The organism is Cognatishimia coralii, assembly GCF_037478305.1.
In the GTDB taxonomy this organism is placed as follows: Bacteria; Pseudomonadota; Alphaproteobacteria; order Rhodobacterales; family Rhodobacteraceae; genus Cognatishimia; species Cognatishimia coralii.
On sequence record NZ_JBBGAZ010000013.1, the window covers coordinates 1 to 24321 of the forward strand.

Annotated in this window: 25 protein-coding genes; 13 read left to right on the forward strand and 12 right to left on the reverse strand. The window is 59.6% G+C overall.

Translation table 11 applies throughout. The features are described 5' to 3' along the window. The first annotated feature begins 255 nt into the window (after positions 1-255). The 6 genes from WG622_RS16400 to WG622_RS16425 all read left to right on the forward strand — a co-directional run bounded on the left by WG622_RS16400 (position 256) and on the right by WG622_RS16425 (position 7000). Positions 256-1347, forward strand: coding sequence for a MarR family transcriptional regulator (locus WG622_RS16400; protein ID WP_339404530.1), 1092 nt, complete (start codon positions 256-258; stop codon positions 1345-1347). Continuing rightward, on the forward strand, positions 1344-2231 hold the full coding sequence (locus WG622_RS16405; protein ID WP_339404531.1) for an antitoxin: 888 nt from the start codon (positions 1344-1346) through the stop codon (positions 2229-2231). Before WG622_RS16400 ends, WG622_RS16405 begins: the two co-directional genes overlap by 4 nt. A gap of 215 nt (positions 2232-2446) precedes the next feature. Further along, positions 2447-3238 (forward strand): ArdC family protein, encoded by a 792-nt coding sequence (locus tag WG622_RS16410; protein ID WP_339404532.1) that lies wholly within the window; start codon positions 2447-2449, stop codon positions 3236-3238. A gap of 167 nt (positions 3239-3405) precedes the next feature. Beyond that, complete coding sequence (locus WG622_RS16415; RefSeq protein ID WP_339404533.1) at positions 3406-4644, forward strand: tyrosine-type recombinase/integrase; 1239 nt, start codon at positions 3406-3408, stop codon at positions 4642-4644. Continuing rightward, positions 4641-6005 (forward strand): tyrosine-type recombinase/integrase, encoded by a 1365-nt coding sequence (locus tag WG622_RS16420; protein ID WP_339404534.1) that lies wholly within the window; start codon positions 4641-4643, stop codon positions 6003-6005. Before WG622_RS16415 ends, WG622_RS16420 begins: the two co-directional genes overlap by 4 nt. Continuing rightward, complete coding sequence (locus tag WG622_RS16425) at positions 6002-7000, forward strand: site-specific integrase (RefSeq protein WP_339404535.1); 999 nt, start codon at positions 6002-6004, stop codon at positions 6998-7000. Before WG622_RS16420 ends, WG622_RS16425 begins: the two co-directional genes overlap by 4 nt. A gap of 368 nt (positions 7001-7368) precedes the next feature. Here WG622_RS16425 and WG622_RS16430 read toward each other — a convergent pair whose 3' ends face one another. Continuing rightward, the gene (locus WG622_RS16430) at positions 7369-8373 is read right to left on the reverse strand and encodes a DUF4917 family protein (RefSeq protein WP_339404536.1); all 1005 of its coding nucleotides are present in this window, start codon (positions 8371-8373) and stop codon (positions 7369-7371) included. A 35-nt stretch (positions 8374-8408) separates the two neighbouring features. Continuing rightward, on the reverse strand, positions 8409-8636 hold the full coding sequence (locus WG622_RS16435) for a hypothetical protein (RefSeq protein ID WP_339404537.1): 228 nt from the start codon (positions 8634-8636) through the stop codon (positions 8409-8411). Between the two features lie 321 nt (positions 8637-8957). Here WG622_RS16435 and WG622_RS16440 point away from each other — a divergent pair, with 321 nt between their 5' ends. The 6 genes from WG622_RS16440 (at position 8958) to WG622_RS16465 (ending at position 14550) form a co-directional block, all read left to right on the forward strand. Beyond that, positions 8958-9158, forward strand: coding sequence for a hypothetical protein (locus WG622_RS16440; protein ID WP_090063199.1), 201 nt, complete (start codon positions 8958-8960; stop codon positions 9156-9158). A gap of 69 nt (positions 9159-9227) precedes the next feature. After that, on the forward strand, positions 9228-9587 hold the full coding sequence (locus WG622_RS16445; protein ID WP_339404538.1) for a DUF2958 domain-containing protein: 360 nt from the start codon (positions 9228-9230) through the stop codon (positions 9585-9587). Beyond that, positions 9584-9811: a hypothetical protein gene (locus tag WG622_RS16450; protein WP_243614248.1), complete on the forward strand. Its 228-nt coding sequence runs from the start codon at positions 9584-9586 to the stop codon at positions 9809-9811. Before WG622_RS16445 ends, WG622_RS16450 begins: the two co-directional genes overlap by 4 nt. 323 nt (positions 9812-10134) lie before the next feature. Beyond that, a complete protein-coding gene (locus WG622_RS16455) occupies positions 10135-10719 on the forward strand; it encodes a ribbon-helix-helix domain-containing protein (protein WP_243614249.1) in 585 nt (194 codons plus the stop codon). Next, positions 10712-12640: a relaxase/mobilization nuclease domain-containing protein gene (locus tag WG622_RS16460; RefSeq protein ID WP_243614250.1), complete on the forward strand. Its 1929-nt coding sequence runs from the start codon at positions 10712-10714 to the stop codon at positions 12638-12640. Before WG622_RS16455 ends, WG622_RS16460 begins: the two co-directional genes overlap by 8 nt. 14 nt (positions 12641-12654) lie before the next feature. Continuing rightward, the gene (locus WG622_RS16465; RefSeq protein WP_243614251.1) at positions 12655-14550 is read left to right on the forward strand and encodes a type IV secretory system conjugative DNA transfer family protein; all 1896 of its coding nucleotides are present in this window, start codon (positions 12655-12657) and stop codon (positions 14548-14550) included. Positions 14551-14555: 5 nt separating this feature from the next. On the opposite strand, the gene WG622_RS16470 is transcribed toward WG622_RS16465, so the two are convergent. From WG622_RS16470 to WG622_RS16505, 8 genes are read right to left on the reverse strand one after another with little or no spacing between them, the layout of a single operon-like run. Beyond that, positions 14556-15536: an ATPase, T2SS/T4P/T4SS family gene (locus WG622_RS16470; protein ID WP_243614252.1), complete on the reverse strand. Its 981-nt coding sequence runs from the start codon at positions 15534-15536 to the stop codon at positions 14556-14558. Continuing rightward, complete coding sequence (locus WG622_RS16475) at positions 15533-16756, reverse strand: TraB/TrbI/VirB10 family type IV secretion system protein (protein ID WP_339404539.1); 1224 nt, start codon at positions 16754-16756, stop codon at positions 15533-15535. Before WG622_RS16475 ends, WG622_RS16470 begins: the two co-directional genes overlap by 4 nt. Positions 16757-16758: 2 nt before the next feature. After that, on the reverse strand, positions 16759-17478 hold the full coding sequence (locus tag WG622_RS16480; RefSeq protein ID WP_243614254.1) for a TrbG/VirB9 family P-type conjugative transfer protein: 720 nt from the start codon (positions 17476-17478) through the stop codon (positions 16759-16761). Between the two features lie 5 nt (positions 17479-17483). Continuing rightward, positions 17484-18140 carry a VirB8 family type IV secretion system protein gene (locus tag WG622_RS16485; RefSeq protein ID WP_243614255.1) on the reverse strand — a complete coding sequence of 219 codons (657 nt, stop codon included), beginning with the start codon at positions 18138-18140 and terminating at the stop codon, positions 17484-17486. 3 nt (positions 18141-18143) lie between these two features. Continuing rightward, positions 18144-19169, reverse strand: coding sequence for a TrbL/VirB6 family protein (locus tag WG622_RS16490; protein ID WP_243614256.1), 1026 nt, complete (start codon positions 19167-19169; stop codon positions 18144-18146). Further along, a complete protein-coding gene (locus WG622_RS16495; protein WP_339404540.1) occupies positions 19169-19591 on the reverse strand; it encodes a hypothetical protein in 423 nt (140 codons plus the stop codon). The genes WG622_RS16490 and WG622_RS16495 overlap by 1 nt, the downstream gene beginning before the upstream one ends. Beyond that, on the reverse strand, positions 19588-20367 hold the full coding sequence (locus WG622_RS16500; RefSeq protein ID WP_243614258.1) for a type IV secretion system protein: 780 nt from the start codon (positions 20365-20367) through the stop codon (positions 19588-19590). The genes WG622_RS16495 and WG622_RS16500 overlap by 4 nt, the downstream gene beginning before the upstream one ends. After that, positions 20364-21470, reverse strand: coding sequence for a lytic transglycosylase domain-containing protein (locus WG622_RS16505; RefSeq protein ID WP_339404541.1), 1107 nt, complete (start codon positions 21468-21470; stop codon positions 20364-20366). Before WG622_RS16505 ends, WG622_RS16500 begins: the two co-directional genes overlap by 4 nt. Here WG622_RS16505 and WG622_RS16510 point away from each other — a divergent pair. After that, positions 21465-21617 (forward strand): hypothetical protein, encoded by a 153-nt coding sequence (locus tag WG622_RS16510; RefSeq protein WP_339404542.1) that lies wholly within the window; start codon positions 21465-21467, stop codon positions 21615-21617. The two genes, WG622_RS16505 and WG622_RS16510, sit on opposite strands and share 6 nt — an antisense overlap. Before the next feature lie 43 nt (positions 21618-21660). Here the strand turns inward: WG622_RS16510 and WG622_RS16515 are convergent, their stop codons facing one another. Next, a complete protein-coding gene (locus WG622_RS16515; protein ID WP_243614260.1) occupies positions 21661-24063 on the reverse strand; it encodes a VirB4 family type IV secretion/conjugal transfer ATPase in 2403 nt (800 codons plus the stop codon). Then, on the reverse strand, positions 24038-24316 hold the full coding sequence (locus WG622_RS16520) for a VirB3 family type IV secretion system protein (RefSeq protein ID WP_243614261.1): 279 nt from the start codon (positions 24314-24316) through the stop codon (positions 24038-24040). The genes WG622_RS16515 and WG622_RS16520 overlap by 26 nt, the downstream gene beginning before the upstream one ends. Positions 24317-24321: the final 5 nt, after the last annotated feature.

The following is a 24321-nucleotide window of genomic DNA, read 5'->3' on the forward strand; positions in this document are numbered from 1 at the left end:
TGCGCGCAACTTCACTGACATGTTCAATGCTCTGTCCGAGATTTGCGATCTCTACTCGCCACAAGAGTGCTGGAACTACTTTACGGCTGCCGGATATGTCTCAAATTAAAGGTCGGACGCTTTAGAGCGTCACCGAGCTTGGTGAAGATGGGCTTGGTCGGTCGGGATGTCGATATGTGCAAGTTTGCTGAACAGTGAATATTGACTTTTTGGTGAATATAGGAGAGAAACGGCTAAATCTGCTGAACAGTGAATATGGAAGAAACCACGAACATAGAGCCGGAACTTGTGGAAAGCCTGAGCGACAGCTTTGAGGTGGTTCCCAATGCTCATTTGGGCGAAATCTCCTGGGAAGCGGGAATTGGCGGGCGTTTGCGCCCGGATGCAATTCTTGACGCGGTTGTGGCAGGCCGTGAAATCGCCTTCGTGGTGGAGACCCGAGGCGATGTGTTTCCGCGAGACGCACGAGAGATTGTCTGGCAGCTCAAACGATACCTGCGGGAGTTGGATAGTCCCAACCGGCGGTATGTCCCGATGATCCTTGCACGTTCGGTTTCGGAAGGGGCACGGGACTTCCTTCAAGAAGAGCAGGTCGCCTATCACGATTTGAGCGGCTCGCTCTTTGTCAGCGTCGATGAGACGTTTGTGCTGATCGAGAGGCCGAAACCTAAGCGCGCCAAGCGTCGCGCCATGAACGTGTTCAAAGGAACCCGTGCACTGGTCTTGCACGCCCTGTTTGATCGTCCAGGCGAATGGGTGAGTGGCTCGGAAATCGCCGAAAATGCCGGTGTGTCTGCCGCAACCGTTTCCGAGACTTTCAAGGATCTTGAGCGCCGCGATTGGCTGGATGTGAGAGGGGAGGGGCCTGCGAAACGGCGCAGGCTGATCCGGCCGGATGTCCTCCTGGATGCCTGGCGCGACAGCATTCTGGCAAGCCGTGCGTCGAGGCGGAGCCGGTATTACGTTCCGCGGTTGAAACCCGAGGACATGGCCCGCGAGATCGAGGGTGATAACTACGACGACGACTTCGATCTGGAGTTCACCGGACAGTTTGCCGCCCAGGCATATACGCCGTTTCTTTCAAATGTCTCTGACCTGACGGTGCGGGCCTTTGGGAAACGGACACACGATTGGCTCATCTCCACTTTGGGCGCCCGAGAGGTTTCCGAAGGTGCAAACCTTGTCGTCATTGACGCGAAATCAATGAAGCAACGCCACGGGATGTATGACGAGCAAAAACGCTTGTTGGCCTCGCCACTGCAAGTCTATCTCGACCTGCTGGAAGACCATGGTCGTTCGAAGGAAATGGCGGAGCATCTGCGGTCTCAGAAACTGGTGTGGCAATGAAGAAACCGACGGCCATTCAAGGCTACAACCAAACTGTCACCGAGGCCTGTGAGCGCGTTCTGGTCACGCTGATCCGCCATTTGGGGCCGTGGCGCGACTCCATCTTTCTCGTCGGCGGTCTGACGCCACGCTACCTCATCAAGGAACGCCCACCGGCGGTGCCTGCACACGCGGGAACCGGTGACGTAGAAGTCGTCGTGGACATGAAACTGCTTGCTGATACCGAAGCCTACCGGACGCTTGAGGACAATATCAGGGCCATCGGGTTCAAACGGTCAGAAAACGATCAGGGCAAAAAACTCTCATGGCGCTGGCAACAGGAGTTGGTCGACGGCACTGTACTGATCCTGGAATTCCTGGCGGATGCAGGCGATGAGAGGGGTGGGGCGCTTAAAGAGTTGCCCTCGGAAGGTGCAGTTTCGGCAATCCACATTCCGCATTCAGCGATGGTGCTGGATCATCATGAGACCGTGGAGATCACAGCCGAACTGCTGGACGACGGTGGCGTCACCACTGAAACCATCCGGCATGCCGACATTGTCAGTTTCACCTGCCTCAAGGCGTTCGCGTTTGATCACCGGGCCGAACCCAAGGATTCGCACGACCTCTGCTATTGCCTTGAGCACTACAAAGGCGGAACGGAGGCTTTGCATTCTGCATTCGACGCTGCACTGGCTGGCAAGCACGCTGAAACCGTCAAGGCGGCGATCGACATCCTCGCGCGTCGCTTTTGCGACGGTGACGGGTTTGAAGGTTATCAAAAAGATGGTCCTGTCAAAGCGGCGCGATTTGAGGGCTCAGAAGAGTGGAATCCTGACAACCGGATTCTTCGGCAGCGTGATTTGAGCGCCGTTGTTCAGGATGCCATCGCGCCATTCATCTGATCTTGATCCGGTGGGGTAGGGGGCTTCCCGCTCTGAACTCCACCGTCTCATCCCCGTGCGAGCAAGGGGATCGCGGGTCTGGCGGACGCCGCCGCCCGCGCAATGGTCTGCCCGCTCCATTCGCTGACGCTCCCGTGTTGACCATGCCCGGCCGGCTAATTGCGCCCGCCATTTCCTCCCGCGTCCCGCACGGGGACGAGACAATGGAGGATCACATGGCAAAGCCCGACATCTACACCCGCATCACCGGGAAGATCATTACCGATCTCGAAGCTGGCACCCGACCCTGGCACAAACCCTGGAATGCCGATCATCTCGCCAATCGCATTACCCGGCCTCTACGCTACAACGGCGTCGCTTATCGCGGCTTCAACATCATCCTGCTCTGGGCCGCGTCCGTCGCCCATGGCTACGCTGCACCCACCTGGATGACCTATCGCCAGGCACTCGAACTCGGCGGGCAGGTCCGCAAAGGCTCCAAGGGCCAACTCGTCATCTACGCCGACAAGATGCGCAAAACCGAGACCGATGATGCGGGCCAGGATCGCGAGGTCGAGATCCCCTTCATGAAGGGCTACACGGTTTTCAACGTCAATCAAATCGAGGGACTGCCTGAGACCTACTACGAGGTGACAGATCCGATGCCCGAGACCGCCGAGCGAGATGCCACCGCGGAAGCGTTCTTCGCTGCGACCGAGGCTGATATTCGCCATGGTGGCAACCAGGCCTTCTATGCGGTCGATGCAGACTATGTGCAGATGCCGCCGTTTGAGACCTTTGAATCCCCCGAGGCGTGTTATTCAACCCTCGGCCACGAGGTTTGCCACTGGACTCGCCACCCGAAGCGTCTTGATCGCAGCTTCGGCCGCAAACGCTGGGGCGACGAAGGCTATGCTCGGGAAGAGCTTGTTGCTGAGCTTGGCGCCGCGTTTCTGGCCGCTGATCTGGGCCTGTCGCCGGAACCGCGTGATGAACACGCCGCATATATCGCGCATTGGCTCGAATAATGACGAGCTCGTCATTATTCGAGTTATCGCGAGGACAGCATAATGCGGAGGATAGTTTTCAAGGCTGTTTGATTTCAATGCATTGGGCCGGGGCAGTGTCGCCCTTGCTGCCCATTATTTGAGACTGGAGGTTCCCTTGGTTGACCCAACAAACCAAGGAGAACCAAATGCCATCATCTAAACCTGAAGAGCTTTCGAAGCTTCGCGACACCCTGCACCGGCAGCGTTACAGCCCGACAGTCATTCAAAATTATTGCCTCTATGCGGGTCAATTCCTCGCTTATCTGGAGGAGCGGGCGATTGACCTGCGCGACGTCACGCCGGATCTTGTCGCCGAATACCTACGCCATGCAGTCCGGCAGTTTCAAAAGGACCGCGGGCGCGCACCGGGGTCCAACTGGGCATCGATACCGCGGTCGGGGATTTACGCTTTGATGCGCTCCGCCCTGCCAGAATGGCCTCCAGTGCCGCCTGCCACGACCGAAGCGGAGCGCGTCGCCCGAGAGGTCTGCGACCAGTATGAGCGATGGCTGCAAGCCGAACGCGGTCTGGCCGAGCCCTCGATCACGGCGCTGATGTGGGAGGCGCGCCATTTTTGCAAATGGTTCGTCCAGCGGTACGGAAAAGCCGGTTTTGCCGATCTGAGCGTGCGCGACATTGATGCCTACATGGATGTCAGGGCGCCGGGCTTGACTCGTAAATCGCTCAAGGACGTGGCCGAACGGTTGCGCGGCTTCCTGCGGCATCTACACCGGTGCAAGTTGCATCCGAATGATCTCTCAGGTCATGTGATCGCCCCGCTTCTCTACGCCTACGAGGGTATTCCGTCGATCCTGACCGCCGAACAGATCGCGGCGGTGCTCGAACTTGCGGGGCAAGACAGCTCGCCCTTGGGGTTGCGTGATCACGCGATCCTGCAGCTGCTTGCCAATTACGGCTTTCGGTCCGGCGAGGTCGGCCGCCTGCAGATCGAGGATATCAACTGGCGGGCAGATACCATTCGGGTGCAACGCTCCAAATCCAATGCCACGGACGTGCTGCCTCTGATGGAACCCGTGGGGGAAGCGATCCTGCGATATTTGCGCGCTGGCCGTCCGGAGACTGATGCAAGGACTGTCTTTCTGAGAAGCCGGGCACCCTATCAGGCAATGAAGGCGGGCGGGCTCTATGGTGTGGTCAAACGGCGCCTCGCTGTTGCCGGAATTGAGCTTGTTGGCAAGCGCGGACCGCACATCTTCCGCCATGCCCGTGCGGTCAGCATGCTGAGGGCATCCACCCCGCGCAAGATCATTGGCGATGTGCTCGGCCACCGATCCTCGGAATCGATAGCTCCGTATCTGAAGCTCGCCACCGAAGACCTGCGTGCGATTGCCATCGAGCTTCCGGGCAGGGAGGTGAGACAATGACAAGCTGGCCCGAGGATGGCGATGAGATCATCGAGAACTACATCGCCCGGCTTCCATTGAACTATGCGATAACGCCAATCTACTATCGGCAAGCGCTGAACAGCTTCCGGCAGGCGGTGTTGCGGTTTGGCGCAACTGACCGGCAAACGCTTGAATATTGGTTGCGCGAGCGTGGCGAGGTCTGGGCCCCTTCAACGGTGCAGAACCGCGCTCGGATTGTTGCCCGCTTCCTGGATGCCCTGGCGGATGATGGAAGGATTGAGAGCAATCCGATCTCCGACCTTCGCCGTGACTATAATGCCCACAGTGACACGGGCGTAATACGGGCTTTGATGGCCCCTGATCCCAATCAGGCACTCGAGGCGTTGCGGCAACTTCGACCGTTCGAAAGTTCATTGGGAGAGCTGATGCGCAACCATGTCGAGCGGATGCAGCGCAGTGGCTACCGGTATGAGGCGGCCGACGTCATTTGCCGCCGGTTCGACCGCTTTCTGCAGCAAAGGCCCGATCTCGATGGCCAGCCGCTGGAGATCATGCTTGAGCACTACCGCAGGACAAAGACGACCGCGAACCATCCGGCCGAATGCGAGAAATTGGCCCGTATCCTGAACAAGGCACTGTGCCATGACGATCCATCACGTCCCAAACGGCAATCGGACAACCGGCCAGCGAAACAGGTCGCTCGCGGCTGGCGGCGCCCGTATATCTACAGCTCCGAGGAAATCCAGAAACTGCTTGCAATCGCCCGGGTCTATCCGTCGCCGCGCGCGCCCTCGCGTCCGATCAACCTCTATACCATGCTGGTTCTGGCCTATTGCGCCGGATTGCGCATCGGCGAGATTGCAAGGCTGACGCTTGGCGACGTTGACATGCGGGCGGGAACCATCGCGATCCGGGAGACGAAGTTCTTCAAGTCCCGCATCCTGCCGCTGTCGGACAGCGCGATAGATGCTCTACGCACGCTTCTCGAAGCGCGCCAAAGGGCCAAGGTCTCTCGCAGCCCAGACGCCGGTTTGTTCTGGCACGATCAAAAGAACCGTTATTACTGCCGGGCATCCATCAGCACCCACCTTGTCGCCATTTTGCGCATGGCAGGTCTCAAACCGGCCAAGGGGAAGACCGGGCCACGCATCCACGACCTGCGTCATACCTTCGTCGTTCACCGGATCCTCGAATGGTACCGGCAAGGCGTGAATCCGCAGGAAAAGCTGCCGTATCTTGCAACATATCTCGGCCATCGCGACATCAACTCCACGCTGGTCTACATCACCGTGACCCAGGACTTATTGCATGAAGCGAGTGAACGGTTCCGGGCCTTCGCCGCGCCGGGCAACGCTGAATCGGCTGAGGTGGCATCATGAAATCTGATCCGCTTCCCCAATTGCTGCGCATGTTCTTCACCGACTGGATGGTCCAGCAGCGCAACGCCTCCGTGCATACCGTCAAGTCCTATCGGGATACCTGGCGGCTCTTTTTGCGCTTTGTCGCGGCCCGTAGTGGCAAGTCGGTTGTTCGTCTGACTTTGAGCGAATTGACTGCCGTTGAGGTCATCGCCTTCCTTCAACATCTTGAGGTCGAGCGAGGTGACACCATCGGCACCCGGAACTGCCGCCTCGCTGCCCTGCGCAGCTTCTTCGGCTATGTGGCAACGCGCGAACCGGAGCTCATGGCGCAATGCGCGGAGATATTGAACGTGCCAACGAAAAAGGCACCGATCCGCGCGCCAGACTACCTCGAACCCGAAGAGGTGCACGCGATCCTGGCTCAACCTGACCGCTCCACGTTGGTCGGCCAGCGGGACCATGTCTTGCTGTCGCTGCTCTACAATACCGGCGCGCGCATCCAGGAAGCCCTCGACCTTTGCCCCCAGGCGATCAGGTTCGATGCTCCGGCCTGCGTGCGCTTGTACGGGAAGGGCCGGAAAGAACGGATCAGTCCGCTTTGGCCGGAGACGGTGGCCTTGCTGAAGTCACTGCTTGAGCGAACACCGAGGCCGGCCGATGCGCCACTCTTCGTGAACCGCTATGGCAAACCGCTGAGCGCCTCAGGGGTGCGCTTCAAACTGGCGGACTATGTCAGGACGGCTGAAAAGGTCACGCCGTCGCTGGCGGCAAAACATGTGACACCGCACAGCTTCCGGCACGCGACAGCTGTGCATCTGGTCGCTGCCGGCGTCGACGTCACGGTCATCCGCAGCTGGCTGGGTCATGTCAGCCTCGAGACGACCAACCACTATGCTCAGGCAAATCTGGAGACCAAACGCCGGGCACTGGAGCGTGTCGAAAGACCGAAGACCGGCAGTCCACCCTCATGGCGGCGCGACCAGAGCGTGCTCGACTGGTTGGATACACTCTGACACGCATCAAAATAATGCGGAGGAAAGTGAACAGACTGCCAGGGAAACCAAGGCATTGGCGGAATTCCTCCGCATTATGCCCTCCTCGCGATAACTTGAAGGTTTGCGCAATGACAAGCGGTTCATCTTCCAGGCTGCTGCGCATGCGCAGAAAGCGGTTGATTACTTGCATGGGCTGCAGCCAAACCCGGATGAGGTCGCCGCTTAGGCGGCCTCAATTCGGGCTGGTTAGGCATTGTGTGGCGCACAGACTGCAAACACTAGCAGCCATGATGTCCAACGTCGGCATGCGCAACGATGGAGTCACACCAATCTGGGCGCGCAAGAACCAGCGTCCGTCAGCCAGGAATTCTCCGACAGCATGATCGTCAGTCTGCATCTTCTTCCTCCGGCGGTCCATCCCAGACCTGCGCGGTCTCAGAGTCAAAGAAGCTGTAGTGGACGCCATCCCCTCCGAGCTTTCTGTATTTTGCCAGTTCGGCATCCAAAGCCGTGACCTTTTCGTCGTTTGGTTGGAACACGCCGAAATAGACGTGCTTAGCCTTTGATCCGAAAATCGCATGATAAATATGGGCGTCGTTCGAATCTGCGCTGTGCCCGAACACGAAAACGGCGGCAGTAGTTTCCTGCAATGCGCGATAGCAATGGCGGAGATACTCGACAGAGTTGATCTTGCGCAGCTTCGATGTCGAAGTGCCCTCGGCTACATAAAGAGGAAGTCGCCCGTTGTTCGCAATCTCGTGTGTAATGTTCGCTATGACTCCATCGCCATCGTTCAGAGCTTTGTAGACATCTCCGACTCCGTCTTGAAAAAGGTGTAAACCACCATGTAGGTTGAAAGTTCGGCAGTATGCACCTTCTTGGAAAGGGCCTTTGAAACGGCCATCGTCTACGTCTTCGCCAAGGCCAAACCCGTCAGTTAGCAGGCTTTTTTCCAAATTCACCCAATAGAGCAGTAGGTCATAGTTTAACGTGAAGACTCGGCCTTTGCTAAAGTGCTTCAGAAACGCTGCCGCGCTTTCATACTGGAATTCGAGGTCTTCCCTATGGGCGGGATGTGTCGCGTTGACGGCATTGACGAGGGCCTCCCTTACCTTTTGAGCGTCGGCCTCGAGTTCATTGGCATGAACTTCGTTGCCATAGGCCCGCTCGACAATGGATGCGTCCTCGAGAGCCCTAATAACCGCTTCGAAATCTACTGTGCCAAGTCGTTCAAACAGTGCTTTTACGGGACTGCCGTCTTCCAGCTGCGCTTCCGTCAGAAGGTTCGCGTAATTGAAATACTGCGCAGAAAAGCCGTTGCCGATCAGAAGAGCCTTATCTTCGCCCTTTGTGGCTTCTATCGCTTGTTGAAAGCTGATGATTTCAGGCATGTTGTTTAACCAATTTCTTAAACCGTTACGTGTGTTCAGGCACTATTTAATTGTTTTAGATGAACTTGGCTGAGCCCCAGCCGGAAGGCAACGGCCGAATTGAACTGACCGAATTTCCGATTGAAGGCCTTGGTCTGTGTCAGCCCGATCCCACCGTTTGTGTCGGCATAGGCGAAGGCAAGCTCCACGGCCTGAAGCAGTCGGGACTGGTCCAGTATGGCGGCGTCATCGGCAATGGGTCGAAGCTTGATCATGCCCGCCATATCAGGTTGTGCGGGGACATGTCATTCCGGTCGTGGCAGGTTCATCCAACTTCAGGCGTCATCCATCGTGGACGGATCCAATTCTCTTGCGGTTCGGCGTGATCGGCACGCAGCCCGGCCACCTCGTTCCCCTCTCGTTTTCTTGCCTGTCAATCTCCGTGACTTGGCCCGTCTGCCGGGCGCGGCTTTCAGCCACCCCCTTCAAGCAGAACTTTCCCCTGGCGGCTCACGCCACCATTCCTCGCGCGACAAAGTTCAGCCTGACAGCCGGCCCGGGCAGTCACGGTCTCCCGTTTGCATCGAAAACGAAGGAGAACCGATATGACCAAGTACTACACCGTCACCACCCCGGACACCGGCAAGGATGGCAAGACTCGCTTCCACAAGGTGGGCGTCGCCTTCCCGCAGAACGAAGGCGCCAAGTCCTTCATGACCATCCAACTCTTCGCAACCCCGGTGAATGGCGAGCTCGTCCTCTTCGAGCCCAAAGCCGACAGCGACGACGGCCAGGTCACCGAGTGACCCGGCTGGGGAGGGGTCTCGTTCCCCTCCCGCCAACATCACCGACATTTCGTACGAAGGACAGACACTATGGAACTTCTACCCCAATCCATCCTCGACCAGTTGGCTGCCAATGGCAGCGCCAACCAGACCCGCATCGAAGCGGGCGAGGACACCATCGACCATCACCCGGTGGTTAAACTCATCACCCCGGATGGCGGCGCCACCTGGCTCCTCAGCGAAACCGATCCCGAAGATCCTGACATTGCCTTCGGTCTTTGCGATCTCGGCCTTGGCTATCCCGAGCTGGGATCGGTCCGGCTCAGCGTCCTCAAGGCGCATCGTGGCCGTCTTGGCCTACCGATCGAGCGGGACCTCCACTTCGAAGCCGATGCGCCGCTCAGCACCTATGCCGAGCGCGCCCGCGAGGTCGGAGGGATCGTCACATGAGCACCAACATCCACCCCGAACACATCAGCGCCTTCGAGGCGCTGACTTCGGGAGAGCACGACAATTTCGCGTTGTTCTCCTGCTTCCTTGACGGCGAACCAGCGGTTGCGATTGTTGCCGTGACGCCGCCGGAAATCGAGGACGGCGAGTACCAGGTCACACCGCTCTTTGTCGGTGTCACGGAAGGCATAGTGCTCACGGATCACGACGGAACCGCCGCCTGACTGACCCCTGAAGTTTGTCATGAAACCTATAAGGTCACCCCATTGCGGGTGGCCTTTTCTATGCCTGTTGCCCCCAGTTTTACACGTGCCTCAGACAGAGCTGGTGGCTTCTTAATGCGCTTCGTTCCCAAGTGAACTAAGGCCAATCCGGTCAGCGAGGATTGGACCTTGAGGGTATTCTGAAACGCTCATTCGACTCCCAGACTCACCCTGTTTCAGCTAAAGACGAATTGACATGAAGGTATGAAATATATAAACCGTAGCAAAGGGAGACATTGGCAGGATATGGCAAATGTATACACATTTTGTCCGAGGGGTCTGAAGTGAAGCGTTCGCGCAAAAACCTGACGATCGAACAGCGCATCGAGATCGCACGGCGCTTCCAGACGGGCGAGGCAGCGCGGGATTTGTCGGCGGAGTTCGGTGTGTCAGTGCGGCACATCTCGCGGCTGGCGAAAGAGGAGATCGGTGAGGGTGTTGCGGTCCGCGACCCTTCTGAGGTTGTCACCTTTCGCGCCTCCCAATCCGATCTTCAGGCCTTCGATGCGGAGTGGCAGGCGCGAGGTTTCGCCAATCGCAGTCAGGCGCTGAAGGCGGTGGTGCGGGCACGCTGCGGATTCATGGATGTGACAGCGGACCGGATCGATGGGTTTGTCGGAGCCTGGCGTCAATCGCGCGATCTGACCGATGCAGGAATGGCTCTCGCCAAGGAGGTGCGGCGGGGGCGGCTGGTGCTCACGGACGAGGATCGGGCGCTGGTTTCCGAGCTTGTCGAGTTGGCACAGAAGATGACCCGCGAGCTTGGCGCGATGAAGGATCTGGCACAGGTGCAGCGCGGGGCCGGGCTGCCGAATCTTGTCGAGTCAGGCGTGGCAGGTAGTGGTGGGGAGGTCGTAGCCAATGGCTGATCCGCTCTCCCTTTACACGTCGGTCATGGGGCGTCTCTGGGAAGACGAGCGCATCCGGGGCAAGGCCCAGGCGCGGATCGACGCGCGGCTGGCAGGGCGTCGGCAGGGCCGCAGCTACGCGCGTGTCGGACGGCTTTCGGTGCGCAACATCGCCAAGGCGGCATCGGGTCAGAGCCGGGCGGCAGTGTTCAAGCGGATCAGGGCAGGGGGGTGCAAAACGCGCGCCTCGCTCGGCAACCAGCTCTCCTACATCAACGACAAGGCGGTCTTTACCTATTCGACCATGACCAACCCGCTGGACAATGCAGCGGTTCTGACGGGCGAGCAGAAGGACGAAATCATCGAGGGCTGGTCTGAGACCTGGCGCGGCACCACCAAGCTTGGCTTCACCTCGCATATGCTTCTGTCCTTCCCGACAGATGTCGGCACCGAGAAAGTCCGTGACATCGCGCTCGACTGGGCGGAGCATTTCTTCGAGAGCGGCGAATATGGCGACCAGTGGGATTACGTGTTGGCGGTCCATGACGACCGCGCACACCGCCACGCCCATATCGTTCTGAACAATCGCGGCCGAGAGCAGGGGACCTGGTTCTCCTGCTGGGCTGAGGGGGTAATGTCGCCCCAGCTCATGCGCGAGAAGCAGGCGGAGATCGCAGAGGGCTATGGCGTGATGCTGGACGCCACCACCCGGCTCGAGCGCGGCATCTTCGCCAAGGCCCCTGGCATCGAAGAAATCTACCGGGCCAAGGAAGAGGCGCGCCTGCCGCGCGAGATCGCAATGACGCCGGAGGAGTCCGCCATCGCCCAGGCTCAGGTTGTGGGCTTTGCCAAGGACTATGCCAAGCTCGCCGATCTTCTGGATCGTATGGATCAGCGTCACCTTGCCCGCGCCGTGCGGGCTATGGCCAAGGGGCTTGGCACCAATACCGTTCACCAGTTCACCGCAGGAGAGATTGATATGAAGGATATCCAGACCGTCGGGGATGCGATCGAGTATTCCGAACGCACCATCGAGGCCCTGCGGCTCAAGGCCGAGGAACTGGACGGTGAGGCACGTGCCAGCTTCGAGGTGAAAGCGGCACCGATCATCCGCGACCTGTCACAGATGGTGCCGGACCCCGATCTGCGGTCGAGGTTCGGCCGTGACCTGGCCGAGCCCTATCCGCCGGGGGCAGGAGATGCGCGCCTGATCGAAGCACTGCAATCCGGGCGGGATGAAGCTCTGGAGGGCATCCTGTCAGATGCGCGGGATGCGGGGATCGACGGTGATGATCTCACCGCCCGCATCGTCTCAGGCGGCACCACGAATTACGGGCTGGCCCAAGATTGGGTCGAGCGGGACATGGGCGCCGTGCTGGCGAAGGACGGCCTTACGGTTGAAACCGCCAATGATAACCAACTCGATGCGGCGCTCGGACAGGTTGATGGCGTGATGGACCGCCTCATGGAGAGGGCACGGGGACTGGGTGTACCGATCGGGGCGGGGCTCAATGCTGAGGATGGGCATGACCTCTCTCTCGTGGACGATGCCGACAGAGGACCGAATGCTTACCTGCAGGAATTGGCGGATATGCTGAAAGAAGGCACACTCACCGAGGAGCAGGAAGAGGTGGTCGAGCGGACTTTGCAGGCAGAGCTCTTCAAGGAGTTGGGAGAGGAAGGCTTGGCCGAGCTGCGGCGCGGCAACTACACGGTGCTAGAAGAGGCGCTGCCCGGCAAGATCGACCAGATCACGGTTACGCAGGAGTTCCTCGAGATGACCCACGAGGAAACCGGCGATCAGGTCTTCACTGACCGTGCTGCCGCCCTGCAGAAGGACAAGGTGACGGAGGTGGCCCGGCAGATGGAAGCCGAGCAGGCCAAATCCCGTGATCACAGTCAACATATGGGCCGCGATCTCGACGACGAAATGTCCTTCTGATCGGAGCACTACCCATGAAACCCATCCCTCTCTGGGCCGCGGTGCCCTTCGGTCTGATCTGTGGCACGTTGCTGGGCACCATTGTTGCCAGCATCTACCTGGCGCTGGCGCTACGCACTGGTTTTGGCCAGTTCGACATGTTTGCCGTCTGGCGTGCCGGTGCAGGATTGCGCCTCGCGCATCCAGACGCCTTCAAGGTGGCGTTTGGGGCTGTCGGGTTCGGGGCACTCGGTCTTGGCGTTCTCGCCGCCGCCTGGACCTGGAAACGGGAACAGGACGACTATGGCTCGGCTCATTGGCAGACCAAGGCGGAGCTTCGAAAGAACGGTATGCTGCAAGGTCCCGGTACAGGTTTTGTCTGTGGCAAACTCGGCAAGCCGAAATCCAAATCCGAGTTCATCTCCTCCACCGAAATCCCGCATGTGATGATGGTGGCGCCGACCCGGGCCGGTAAGGGCGTGGGATTCGTGATCCCGAACCTGCTGTCTTTCGCGGGCTCGGTCGTGGTGCTCGACGTGAAAGGCGAGAACTTCGACAAGACCTCACGGTTGAGGGCGCTCAATGGCGACGAGGTGTTTCGGTTCAACCCGTTTGACTGGGCCAACAGCACCCATCGCTACAACCCGCTGGCCCGCATTGCAGCCTATCCCAATTTTGCGCAGCAGTTCACGGAAGTGTCTATCCTGGCCGATCTCTTCCTCGACAAAGACAACAAGACCCTCGATACCTTCTCCGAGGCCGGTAAGTCGATCTTTGTGGCCGCCTGTCTGCTGGCAATCCAGCGCGGCACGCCCACCTTGGGCGAGGTGAACAAGATCGTCTCGGCAGGGGACTACAAGAACGCCCAGTACAGCGCCTATGCCGAAGAGGCGAAGGAAGAGGTGGTGCGCGAGCTCTGGACCAACGCGGCCAGCGCCTCGTCCCGGCTTTTGACCTCGAACATCCAGGCCCTGATGACGGCAGGTCTCAAGCAGTGGGACAACCCGGCGGTGCGCTCTGCGACCGAGGCGAGTGACTTCGACTTTGGCCAGTTCCGGCGCAAACCGCATTCGCTCTACATCGTGGTCTCCGAGGATCACATCGCAACACTGGCGCCGCTTCTGCGGCTCATGTTCGCCGACCTCATCGCCAGCCTGCGTTTGAACGAGCCGGGTACCGACGAGCCCTGGCCGGTCATGATGATGATCGATGAATTCCAGCAGATGGGGGCGATGCCTTATCTGGAGCGGGCGATCCATTCTCTGGCAAGCTATGGCGGGCGTGTGGCGATGATTGCACAGTCCCTGGCGGCGCTGGACCGCATCTATGGCTCTGAGGGCCGTGAGAGTCTGGAAAACGGGGCAGGGCTCAAGCTCTACATCACGCCGCGGGATCAGCGGACTGTGCGAGAAGTATCGGCGGCGGTTGGCAGCACAACCCGCGAGGCCGTCACGCGCATGTATGGGCGTAATAAAGGGATCCTCGGGGCGACGTCGACCAGCGCGCGGCTGGAAGAACGACCGCTGCTCTCGGAAACGGAGGCGCGGCTTTTGGATCCGGATGAAGTTATCATCCTTGCCTCGCCGCAGCACCCGATCAAGGCGCAGCGGATCAAGTATTATGATGATCCGATGTTCAAAGGGATGGTCGAGCAGCAGGAGGGCAGGGGCTACCCTTATCCCCCGAGTGTGGAAGGGGTGGGGCCTTGGGCCGATGGTGGCGATGACGGCGACGTTGATGAAGAACAGGAAGCAGCCAGCACTCTGAGGTCGCGGCGGCGACAGGCGCGCGCGATGCGGGCGGTGGCTGCGAAATCCAATGCCGATGATTTGCAGCCGGAGGATATGGACCGTGACGACGGGGTGCCGCCGGAGTGGGAGCAAGTGTTGGATCGGCAGGAGAGTTTCATTGAGGATTTGTTGGGGGAATAGCTGTTTCACCCCAATACCAACAGTTCGGCAATTCCACGATTCCCCTCGACCCGCCCCAACTGCACAATCACATCGATCGATTTTCGAATATAGGTCTGCACTTCTGCAAAGGTCAGCGGTGTTCCAGCCTGCAACACCATGATCGCCAGCCGATCAATGGCGAGCTCTGCTGTTTCGGCATGAATCGTCGAGACGGACCCGCCATGCCCGGTGTTGATCGCCTCGAGATAGGTGAGCGCTTCAGACCCTCGTAATTCGCCGACCACGATCCGATCAGGTCGCATCCTGAGCGAAGCTTGTAATAATGCCCCAGCTGAGCGCGGGCTGTCCTTGGCCCGATCCGCAAGCAGGCAGACTGAATTTGGCTGACGCGGAAACAGCTCGAACGCATCCTCAATTGTGATGAGCCGTTCACTGTCGGGAACATATGTCAGGAGATGGCGGGCAAAGGTGGTCTTACCTGTCGAAGTTCCGCCACTCACAAGGATATTCAGGCGGTTTTCAACAAGCTGCTGCAGTGCTCCGGTCAGATCGGTTTCTGCCTGTTTCGAAATTGCTTTTAGCTTCTCCGCCCGAATATCGGTCAAGGAAACTGCTTTGCCCTGAAGGTAGGTGGGCTCATAGCTGCGAATGTTGGTTTGCCCAAACAGCCGGATGGTGATCGCGGCCCCTTGCTCCACGGCGGGCGAAACCACAACTTGTACACGCAGTGGTCGCCCCCGGAACTCGACTTTCCCGGACACCAGCGGGTTCTTTTCGGAGACTTTAGCCTTTGCGTCGCCAACCATGGTGGTGCCGAGGTTGATTGCATCAGCCGGGTTCACGGCCGTGTCACCACATTCCATCGCAATGGAGCCACGTCGCTCGACCCACACCCGACCGTCCGGATTGATGGCCAGCTCGATAACTTCTTCATCGGCTAACCAGTGTTCGAAGGGCGCAAGATAGCGTTCGAGATAAGAGGAAGGGAGAGCTTCTATATTCAATGAATAACAACATCCCTGTCTACGAGTACGGTCACACCCGCACCCTGATCCACATAGATTGTCGGCGACATCGAGACCTGATCGGCGATGACGGAACTGGTGGCGTCAGACAGGTCCGAGCCAATGTCTGCCAGAACATCGGATGCGGTTTCATCGCTGACCCGATCTGCGGCTACGGAGGGGGCAGCCCCGATGATCGAGATCAGCGCGGCGCCACCGAAGCGTTCAAGGAATTTGGTGTCGACGAGGCCGGTCATGCCGGAGCGGCCAAGCCGATCAGCGCCGACAGAGGCGATATTGATTGAGGTTCCGTCGGGTGTGAGGAGACGGGTCCAGAGGATCAGAATTCGCTTCTGGCCGACTTCGATGCCAGAGCGGTATTGTCCGAAGAGACGCGACCCACGTGGGATCAGGATCCGGTCTCCGGAAAAGGCCGGAACAGGTTCTGAGACGACTGCCACCACATTGCCTGGCAGGTCACTATTGATAGCGGTTTGCAGCGCGGCCTGGATCACGGAGCCTTGCGCGAGGGTCCGATCCGGGATTTCCATACGCGCGGCCTCTTCGATCTCAAGAGGGCGTGCGGCGGTCTGCAAGTAGGCCTCGTTTTCATTCAGGGGCGCACTTGCGTCCGCCGTGCTGGAAACCGCTGCACCAGAAGCTGCGGAACTCCCCTGACCATCCGAATACACGACTGCGGGCGATCGTATCTGAGCCGTGAGCAACTCCGCGGCCGCGCGTTCGGCTTCACGGCGGCGCTGTTCCTCCAGTGCCTTGGTCTGGGCATCAAAGGCCTCGCGTAAATCCCCAACGGCGGCCTGGATTTCCGCGTTGCGGGCTGATTGACTGGCCGCCAATGCCTCACGCAGTTGGGCCAGTTCGTTCAGGACCTCCTGGCTCGTTTCCGGGGCAGGGGCCGCAGGCACGTCGAGGGCTTCTTCCACTGCAATCAACGCGTCATTGACGCGTTGGTCGGTTTCATCTGGCGGGAACTCCAAGCGCCCTGATCCGGGTCGCCCGTCCTGGAACGGTGTCACTTCGGAGGTTTCGAGCGGGGCAGGGCCGTCCTGTGCTGCGGTGGCCAGCCAATAGGCCACACCAGCACCACCAAGTCCGAGCGCAATGGCCAATGCCCCTACGCCGAGACCACCGGATCGGGGTTTCGTTTTGCCATCCTTGAACGTGTTGAGGCGTTTTTGCAGATCAGGATCGTCAGCCATGATCAATTGCTCACGTAGATGGCGGCGGAATCCCGCGCGATGCAGAGCGCTTCGTCACCAATCCGCAGGGTCCAGTAGTCGTTCACGCCGAGCACGCGGACGGTGTTGCCATCCTGTGTCCAGTTGACGGTACGCTCGCGGCCTTGGTCGTCCGCTTTGAAGATGGCTGGCTGTCGGGTGTTTTCCGGGAAGGTGAAATAGGTGTAGCGCCCATCGTCGTAGACCAATGCCGGTCGAAAATCACTCTCGCCCGAGACAAGATAGGCATAGTTGCGTGGCGCCTCAAAACCTTTTGCTAAACTGGGACGCGAACGGCGAGCCTCTTCGGGGTATTTGAACCGCACCTCGAAAAACATGCCCGTCCGGTTCGGGATCGATCCCTCGCGCAGATGGAAGGAATAGCTGCGCCGGTTTGTGATCACCGTCATATTCGTCGAAGCCTTGGCCACATGCGGTTTGATGGTCAGCACATTGCCAAGCTCGGGGATCGGATCGACCTGGAAACTTTCCGTGTCGCCGACAATGACCGCTTCGAACCGTTCTCCGCGCCCGAAATGAATCGTGGTTGAGTGGCGCAGATCGGTTTCGATCCGGAACACCTGGTTTTCACTGTAGGTAGCGTAACGGATACGGATATCGAGCGGTCCACCTTGGGGCGTGGCCTCGGCGAGGGCGGTGACTGGCAAGGCGATTGCCAATAGAAGCGGGGGCAGCAAATTCATGATGATCAATTCTCGAGGGTTTCAGCATCGACGCGGTAGGAGGTGACGACAAAGCCAAGGGGATTGGCCCAGACATCCTGCAGACGCTGGCGGGTTTCCGGGCGGAACTCGTAAGCCAGCGTGGCGACGTAAGGTCGGGTTACAGTGCGGGTGTCGCGCTCGCGCCGAAGCGTGCGGGTGAAACGGACCTGTGCAACGCCCGGCTCGATCTGGTTTACCGAACGAATGACCACGTCGATCTTGGCTTCACGACCGTAGACTGTGATCGGGTAATCCTCGTTGGTGGAAGACCAGAGATCGCGTAGAGTGCGCGCTGCGTCACTGTCAGAGCGATCAAGCACCGAGTTGATACGCTGTTCGCCATCAGTGAGGTCATAGGTTTCCCTGTCATCGACGTAAGCGACCAGATTGGCCTGGATGATGGCGTCGCTTTCATCGAGGGTGAGGGCGGCGACCTGCGAGACGCGGTCCATCTCGCCGGTTTCCTTGTCGACCACCACGACGAAGGTCTCGACCGACTTCAGCGGGAAGAGGGAGACCGCTCCCAGAAATCCTGCCAGCCCGACGATCACGCCTGCTGCAGCGATGAAATACGCAAACCGTTCTCGTCGTCGTGGTCCAAAGATGAAATCCGCCTCGAAGGCGTCGCGTGCTTTGCTCATGGATCAGGTGGCCTCGTTGGAATTGCGGAAAGACTTGGCGCGCGCCAGCATCGAACCGGGGGTTTGCCGGATGACCTGGCCGGTTTTGACGAGGCCGTCGCTGGTAGCGTGGCGCAACTCATGGGGCGTTTTACCCGTGGCCATGCGGGCGGCCCCACCGGTTCCATATTCACCAGCGTTCACGACGCCTTGCCGTGCCAGACCGGTAAGGCCGATGGCATTCGAGGCGATGCCGACCACACCGGTCAGGTTTGAGGCGATGTAGGGCACCGAGGCCATAATGCCCGCGCTCAGAATCAGGATGACGAGGAAGGGCAGGATCAGGCTGATCGTGGCGACATTGTCAGGGTCGGCAGAAGAGGCCCCGATGCTTTCGGCAATCGCGACGATGATCCCAGCCGCGCCCGCCGCCGCCACGGGCATGAGCGCGTAACCGATGGTGGCGCGGGACCAGGCTTCGAAAAGTGACTGGGTGGGTTTAAACAGAGACGCCAGGATCATGAACGGCGCGATGACGATCATCAGCGTGAAGACGATCTTGGCGAAGGCAATGATCCCGGCGGTGACGGCGGCGAAGATGGCAGAAAGCACGAAGAAGATTGCGCCAAGCACTGCACCGAAGACCCAGCCCGCATTGTCTCCGATCGCGTCGCCATAGGCGGTGATGCGGTTCACCATGGAATCGAGGCTTTCGTAAACACCCGCCTCGTCACCGGAGGCCGTGAGCGACAGAATGCGCGCGCCAATTGCGTCCGGTACATCGGTGACGATGCCATAGATGACGGAAAAATTGTCCCAACTCTGGGCGAACATCCCGACCAGGGCCAGTTTGATGCCGAAGGCGAAAGCGCTTCCGAATGTCATCGGTCGAAGTTGCATGACCACATTGATGCCGAGCAGGATCAGTAGCACACCGGATCCCACGGATATCACATCACCAACTTGACCCGCAGCTTGGATAAACCCTGCTTCGGCGACGGTATCGATGGCAGTGTCGACCTCACCCAATATGTCGCGAATGATTCCCATTACTCGGTGCAGGCCTCTTTCAGCGTGGTTTCAGCTGCATCGGCTTGCCTGCGGAGCGCGATGACATCGAAAGGGAGTTTCGGGTTGTCAGACGTTTGAAACCGGTCGATCGCGAGAACCGCATCTTCCCAATCAACCAAGTCAAATTGGCAGCCACAGAATTGCGCCTTAATTGCGTGTTCGACGGCGATGATCCGCAAGATCTCCCGGTACCCGTTCCGGATATAGGCGAAGGAATGCAGGTCGCGGGGCAGGCGTGGCGCGTCACACGCCTGAGCTGACTCTTGGGGCTGTGCCATGGAATCAAACCCATCTGAGGTTTGCGCGGCGAGAGGCGTCGTGAAGGCCAAAAGGCATCCAATGGCGGCTGCCGCGCTTAGACTGATGTGGACGTTCCACCCGCTAACGGCGCACCGTTTCATTCGGGGACCTCCATGGAGCGGAATTTGCGCTCGGCGGCGAGGGTGGCGGCATCAACAACGCCGAGCTGGCCCGCGCTCACGCCCTGTGCCGCTTCCAGACGCCATATCTGGGTCATGATGATCCCGAGCTCCGCCGTGACACGGGTGTTGAGATCAACGGCGGCCCGAAGCCCGTCCTGATCGTCAATGAGACCGACCATGGTTTCGATACGTTCCAGGCTGGCGCCGGCTTCTTCATGGCTTTCCTGGGCGGCAACCGACAGCATGGCGCTGGCCCCAGCGGATGTGGCGAGGCGCGTGTCTGCGGGCTCGGATGATGATGACAGGGTGGCGAGGCTTTCCGACGTCAGGCCTGAGCCGCGCAGAACCGATTCAACCTGTCCTGAGAGATCGGCACCATCGACAAAGCCGGACAGGAAATCGCCTTCCGCCAGCGATTGCAGCGTGGTCAAGGGGGCGACAAGCTTGCCCTTGAGGCGCTCGAATTCCTCGATGGTGGCAAACAGTTCTCCGACTCCGGAGCCCTCGATCAGAGATCGGAGCTGGGCCTCGAGATTCAGAAGCTGGGAGAGTTGGGTTTCCAGCTCCTGGCGCATGGTGGCGAGTTGTTCGAGCTGGACATTCAGGTCCTCGGCCATGTGTTCGATCTGCAGGACCAGTTGGCGAAGCTGCTGGCCGTCGAAGGTCGGCACGCCTTGGGCGAGGGCCGGGATGACGAAAGCAGGGGATGTGGAGAGCGCAACCGCTGCGCTCGCACCAAGTAGAAAGCGTTTCATTCAGATACCTCCATGGCCATGAATTTGCGCTCCTCCAACCGGTCCACCATCAGATGCTGGGCATGCGCTGCCTCGCGGGTCTGGTTCGCGGCCATCAGGCGCGTCCGGAGTGAGAGGATGCGGGCGATCTCCGCCCGCGCGTAGGTGTTGAGTTCCATCGCCGCTTTGACGTTGGGCTGCGCATCGATCTGGCGAATGATGGCAGCGAGGCGGTTGACGACCTGTTCGGTCGTCGCGTGCGCATCTGCCGCGTAGTAAAGGCTCGCATCCGAGATGTTGGAATACTCGGCCAGCGCCATGTCGGCCGGCGTGAGGGTGCCAAGCGCGTCGGTCCCACCAATCACGGCAAGGTACTCATTGTAGAATTTCGAGATGTTGCGGACGTAGCCCTGGGTTTCCTTGAAGGGTGGCACGCCACCATATTCGATGACGCGTCCCGGGCCAGCATTGTAGGCGGCCAACGCATTCGGAATTGTGCCAAAGCGGTTGAGCTGGGTTGTGATATAGCGCGCACCACCGCGCAGATTGTCCATGACGTCATAGCGATCGACGCCCATATCGGCGGCGGTGCCGGGCATGAGCTGGGTAAGCCCATAGGCGCCGACCGGGCTTTCGGCGGCCACACTGAACCGACTCTCCTGCTTGATCAGTGCCTGGAAAAGGCAGCGCCATTGGGTGGGTGACAGCCCCGCCCGGGCCACACCCGGCGCGCTGGCGAATTCACCTGCGACGCGCACGATCATCATCTCGATCGTCTCACGCCCCTCTCCGAAAAGGCGGGCGTCCATCGGGTGATTGCTGAACGCAGGATAGATGCTTGAGGCCGGAAAGCTGCCGCCGGTTTCAAGACTGGCCACATCAAACCCGGAACCCGTCATGGTGGCTGTCATCTCTTCAAGCAAGCGCAACTGCTCGGCCTGAACCTCGGCCAGTTGGTCCTGGGTGGATGCCGTTTCGCGTTGGATCGACATGTCCTCGCCAAGACTGCCCAGGATCGTCACAAGTCGGCCAATCCCGGAATTGTCTTGGGTCGGAACGCCCTGTGCGAAACCAATCGAGGGAGTGCAGCTCAGTCCCACGCATATGAGGAGTGCGCGATGCATCAGATGCCGTTCACCGGCTCAAATATACAGTCCTTGGGTTGGTCCGGTGACGTCGTCGAAAGGGAAAGTGCGAGCGGCGGCGTCGCATTGCGGGAAACAACCGGCTCGCCAGTCTTCCCGAAACACGGTGAGGTTTTCTCGGTGTAGCGCTCGCAAGCTGCCACGCTGAGAAGGCCCATCATTAACAAAGTTACTCGCATTTTGATCTCCAGAAATCAGAGGTATTGCGCCAATCGGACCCGACATGTGCCTCACCGGTGCGCCCGCCGCCGAGGATTGGGAGCAGATCCCCAAGAGCCGACAGATCGGTATCGACAAAGAGGCTGTCGCCCGCCGATCTGACCAGCGCGATCCGTTGGCCAGCGGTCGGTTGAGTGAGCAGGGCGGCCTCCTTTTCCGAGACACGCAGGAAGTCGTAATCGGCCGGTGTGGCGCGATCGTTGGGGAAGAGGATCTGGGTCGGGACGGTTTCGACAATGGTTTTTCCGACCCGGGCGTCACGCAGTTGGCTGGGGTATTGCGTCATCATGATCACAACGCAGTTCATCTTCCTGAGCGTCACCAGCCAATTTTCCAGCCGTGCCCCGAAATAGGCGTCATCCAGCAGCTTCCATGCTTCATCGAGGACAATGATGGTGGGGCGGCGGTCTTCGACGACCCGTTCGATCTGGCGGAAGATATATGAGAGCACCGCCATGCGTTCGGTGGCCATGTCGAGAATCTCGGTCATGTCGAACCCGACAATGTCACCATCCAGCGCCAGAGCGGGTTCATCCTCGTTTCCAGTATTACCGTCGGCAAAGACCCAGCCATAACGCCCACCCGGACCCCATTCACCCACGCGGGATTGCAACTCGCCACCATCGTCGAGGGACCGAAAGAGCGTCTCGAAGCTCACGAAAGATTGCAGAGAAGCCCCGGCCTCCGCGTTCTGGCGCACCGCGCTCTGGATGTGGCGGGATTGTTCCCCCGAAAGGGGGCCGTGCGCGGAAAGAAGCGTGCCGAGCCAGTCAGAGAGCCAGGCCTGTCCACGTTCGTCGGTCTCGGTTTTTAAGGGATTCAAGCCCGTCGGCACGCCAGCCCGGACCTCGTGGTATTTTCCACCAAGAGCTCGCACCGCCATTTCCAGCCCATGATCCTTGTCAAAGAAGAAGAGCCGGGTGCCGAGGCGTTGAGATTGTGCTGCCAGAAAAGCGGTGGTCAGGGTTTTACCGGAGCCAGTGCGGCCCAGAACCAGCGTATGGCCGACTGTCGGTTCTTTCGTGATTTTACCTGCCTCGTGGAAATTGAACCTGTAGCCAGAGATGCCAACGCTGGGCAGCACGGTAACGGGCTCGCCCCAGGGGCTGTCTTTGCCATCACGTCCTTCAACCGAGCCATGCAGGGCGGCAAAATCCGCGAAGTTGACCGAAGAGATCGGTGTGCGCCGTGCCCGGTAGCCGAAGTTGCCCGGGTGCTGTGCAAAATAGGTGGCTTTGAGCGCCATGTTCTCGCGCACGATCACGGCCATGATCTCCTGGCCTGCGCGTTTGATCTGGGCGGCTGCGCGCTCGAGCATGTCGCGGCTCTCAGCATAGACCGCGACCGACAGGTGATGATTGCCGAACGCTATGCGCCCGGCTTCCTGGTCATCGGCGGCGATGGCGAGCTGTTCCCGTAATGAGACGGCGGCGTCGTCGGAGGCATGCATCTGGCGGATGATCCGCTGGATGCGTTCGGCCATGATATTGGTCGGGATCGGCGTAAAAGAATTCGTCAGCACGATGTCGAGTGGAAGGTCCAGACCGTCGAGCAGGGTGACATCGGTGAGCGCCGGATAAGACTTGATGCTAAACAACGCGCCATAGCGGGTCTCGCCCGTAACGCCATCGGTTACCTGAACTGTATCGCCCTGAAACGTTGTGCGGACATTCGAAAGGGAATGCGAAAGGGGCAAGGCGGCTTGCCCGAAGGCGATGGGGGCAAAGCTGCCGGAGTTGAGCGTGTTCAGAAATCCGAGCCATTCTCCGCCCTGCGACGTCATACGCACCGGTTTTGCCGCCGAGAGCGCGACCTCGAAAAACCCGACAACCTCGTTGAGCTCCTGCTTCCGCGCCGCGCGATCCTTGATCCAACCATTGCGGGCGAGGCCACGCAGGAGGGGCAGGCGCGAGGTCAGCTCGGGGCGGCGCAGGATGGTGAGGTAGAGTTGTTTCTTCTTGGGTTGAAGACCTGTGACATGGTGTTGCCAGCGCCGATCGATCTCGGCCGCAAAGCTGTCGCCGTCTATGGGTTGCAATGCCAGATCCTGCGGAACGGAAATCCGGTGCACGTAGAAGCCGAAGAGATCGCCGGTTTGGGCGACTATAGCGGCAACGGCCCGGCGCAAGGCATCGAGTTCCGCATCGGGTGTGGTCATGGGATTGAGACCATCGAGGCGCAGGGTCGCCATCAGATCACCGTCGCGTGTGATCAGCACGTCATCTGCAACGCGCGAGAAACACGGCAAGTGTTCCGCCAGGAAGCTCTCCCGCGAAAAACTCTCGCCGTCAGCCGCCTGCAGGGCAGGGGAGACAGAGGTCGATCCATCAGGCGCCAAAGCTGTCACCCCCATGCAATGCGCGGTTTTTCGTCGAGCGCACCGTTCCATAGGAAACCCGCAGAACCTCGAAGAAATGGGGCTCCTTATCGGCCACGAACCAGAGGACTGGGTAGCCGATGATCCCGATCAGGAAGAACACCAGCGACTTGGTCCAGATGAAGGGCAGAACGACCCCCATGGCCAGCACCATGAGGTAGCCGACGGGGAGGCCGAGATATTTCGGCGGGCGTGCGAGGCCTAGGAAAAGGGGGGATCGTTCTACCACTGCTC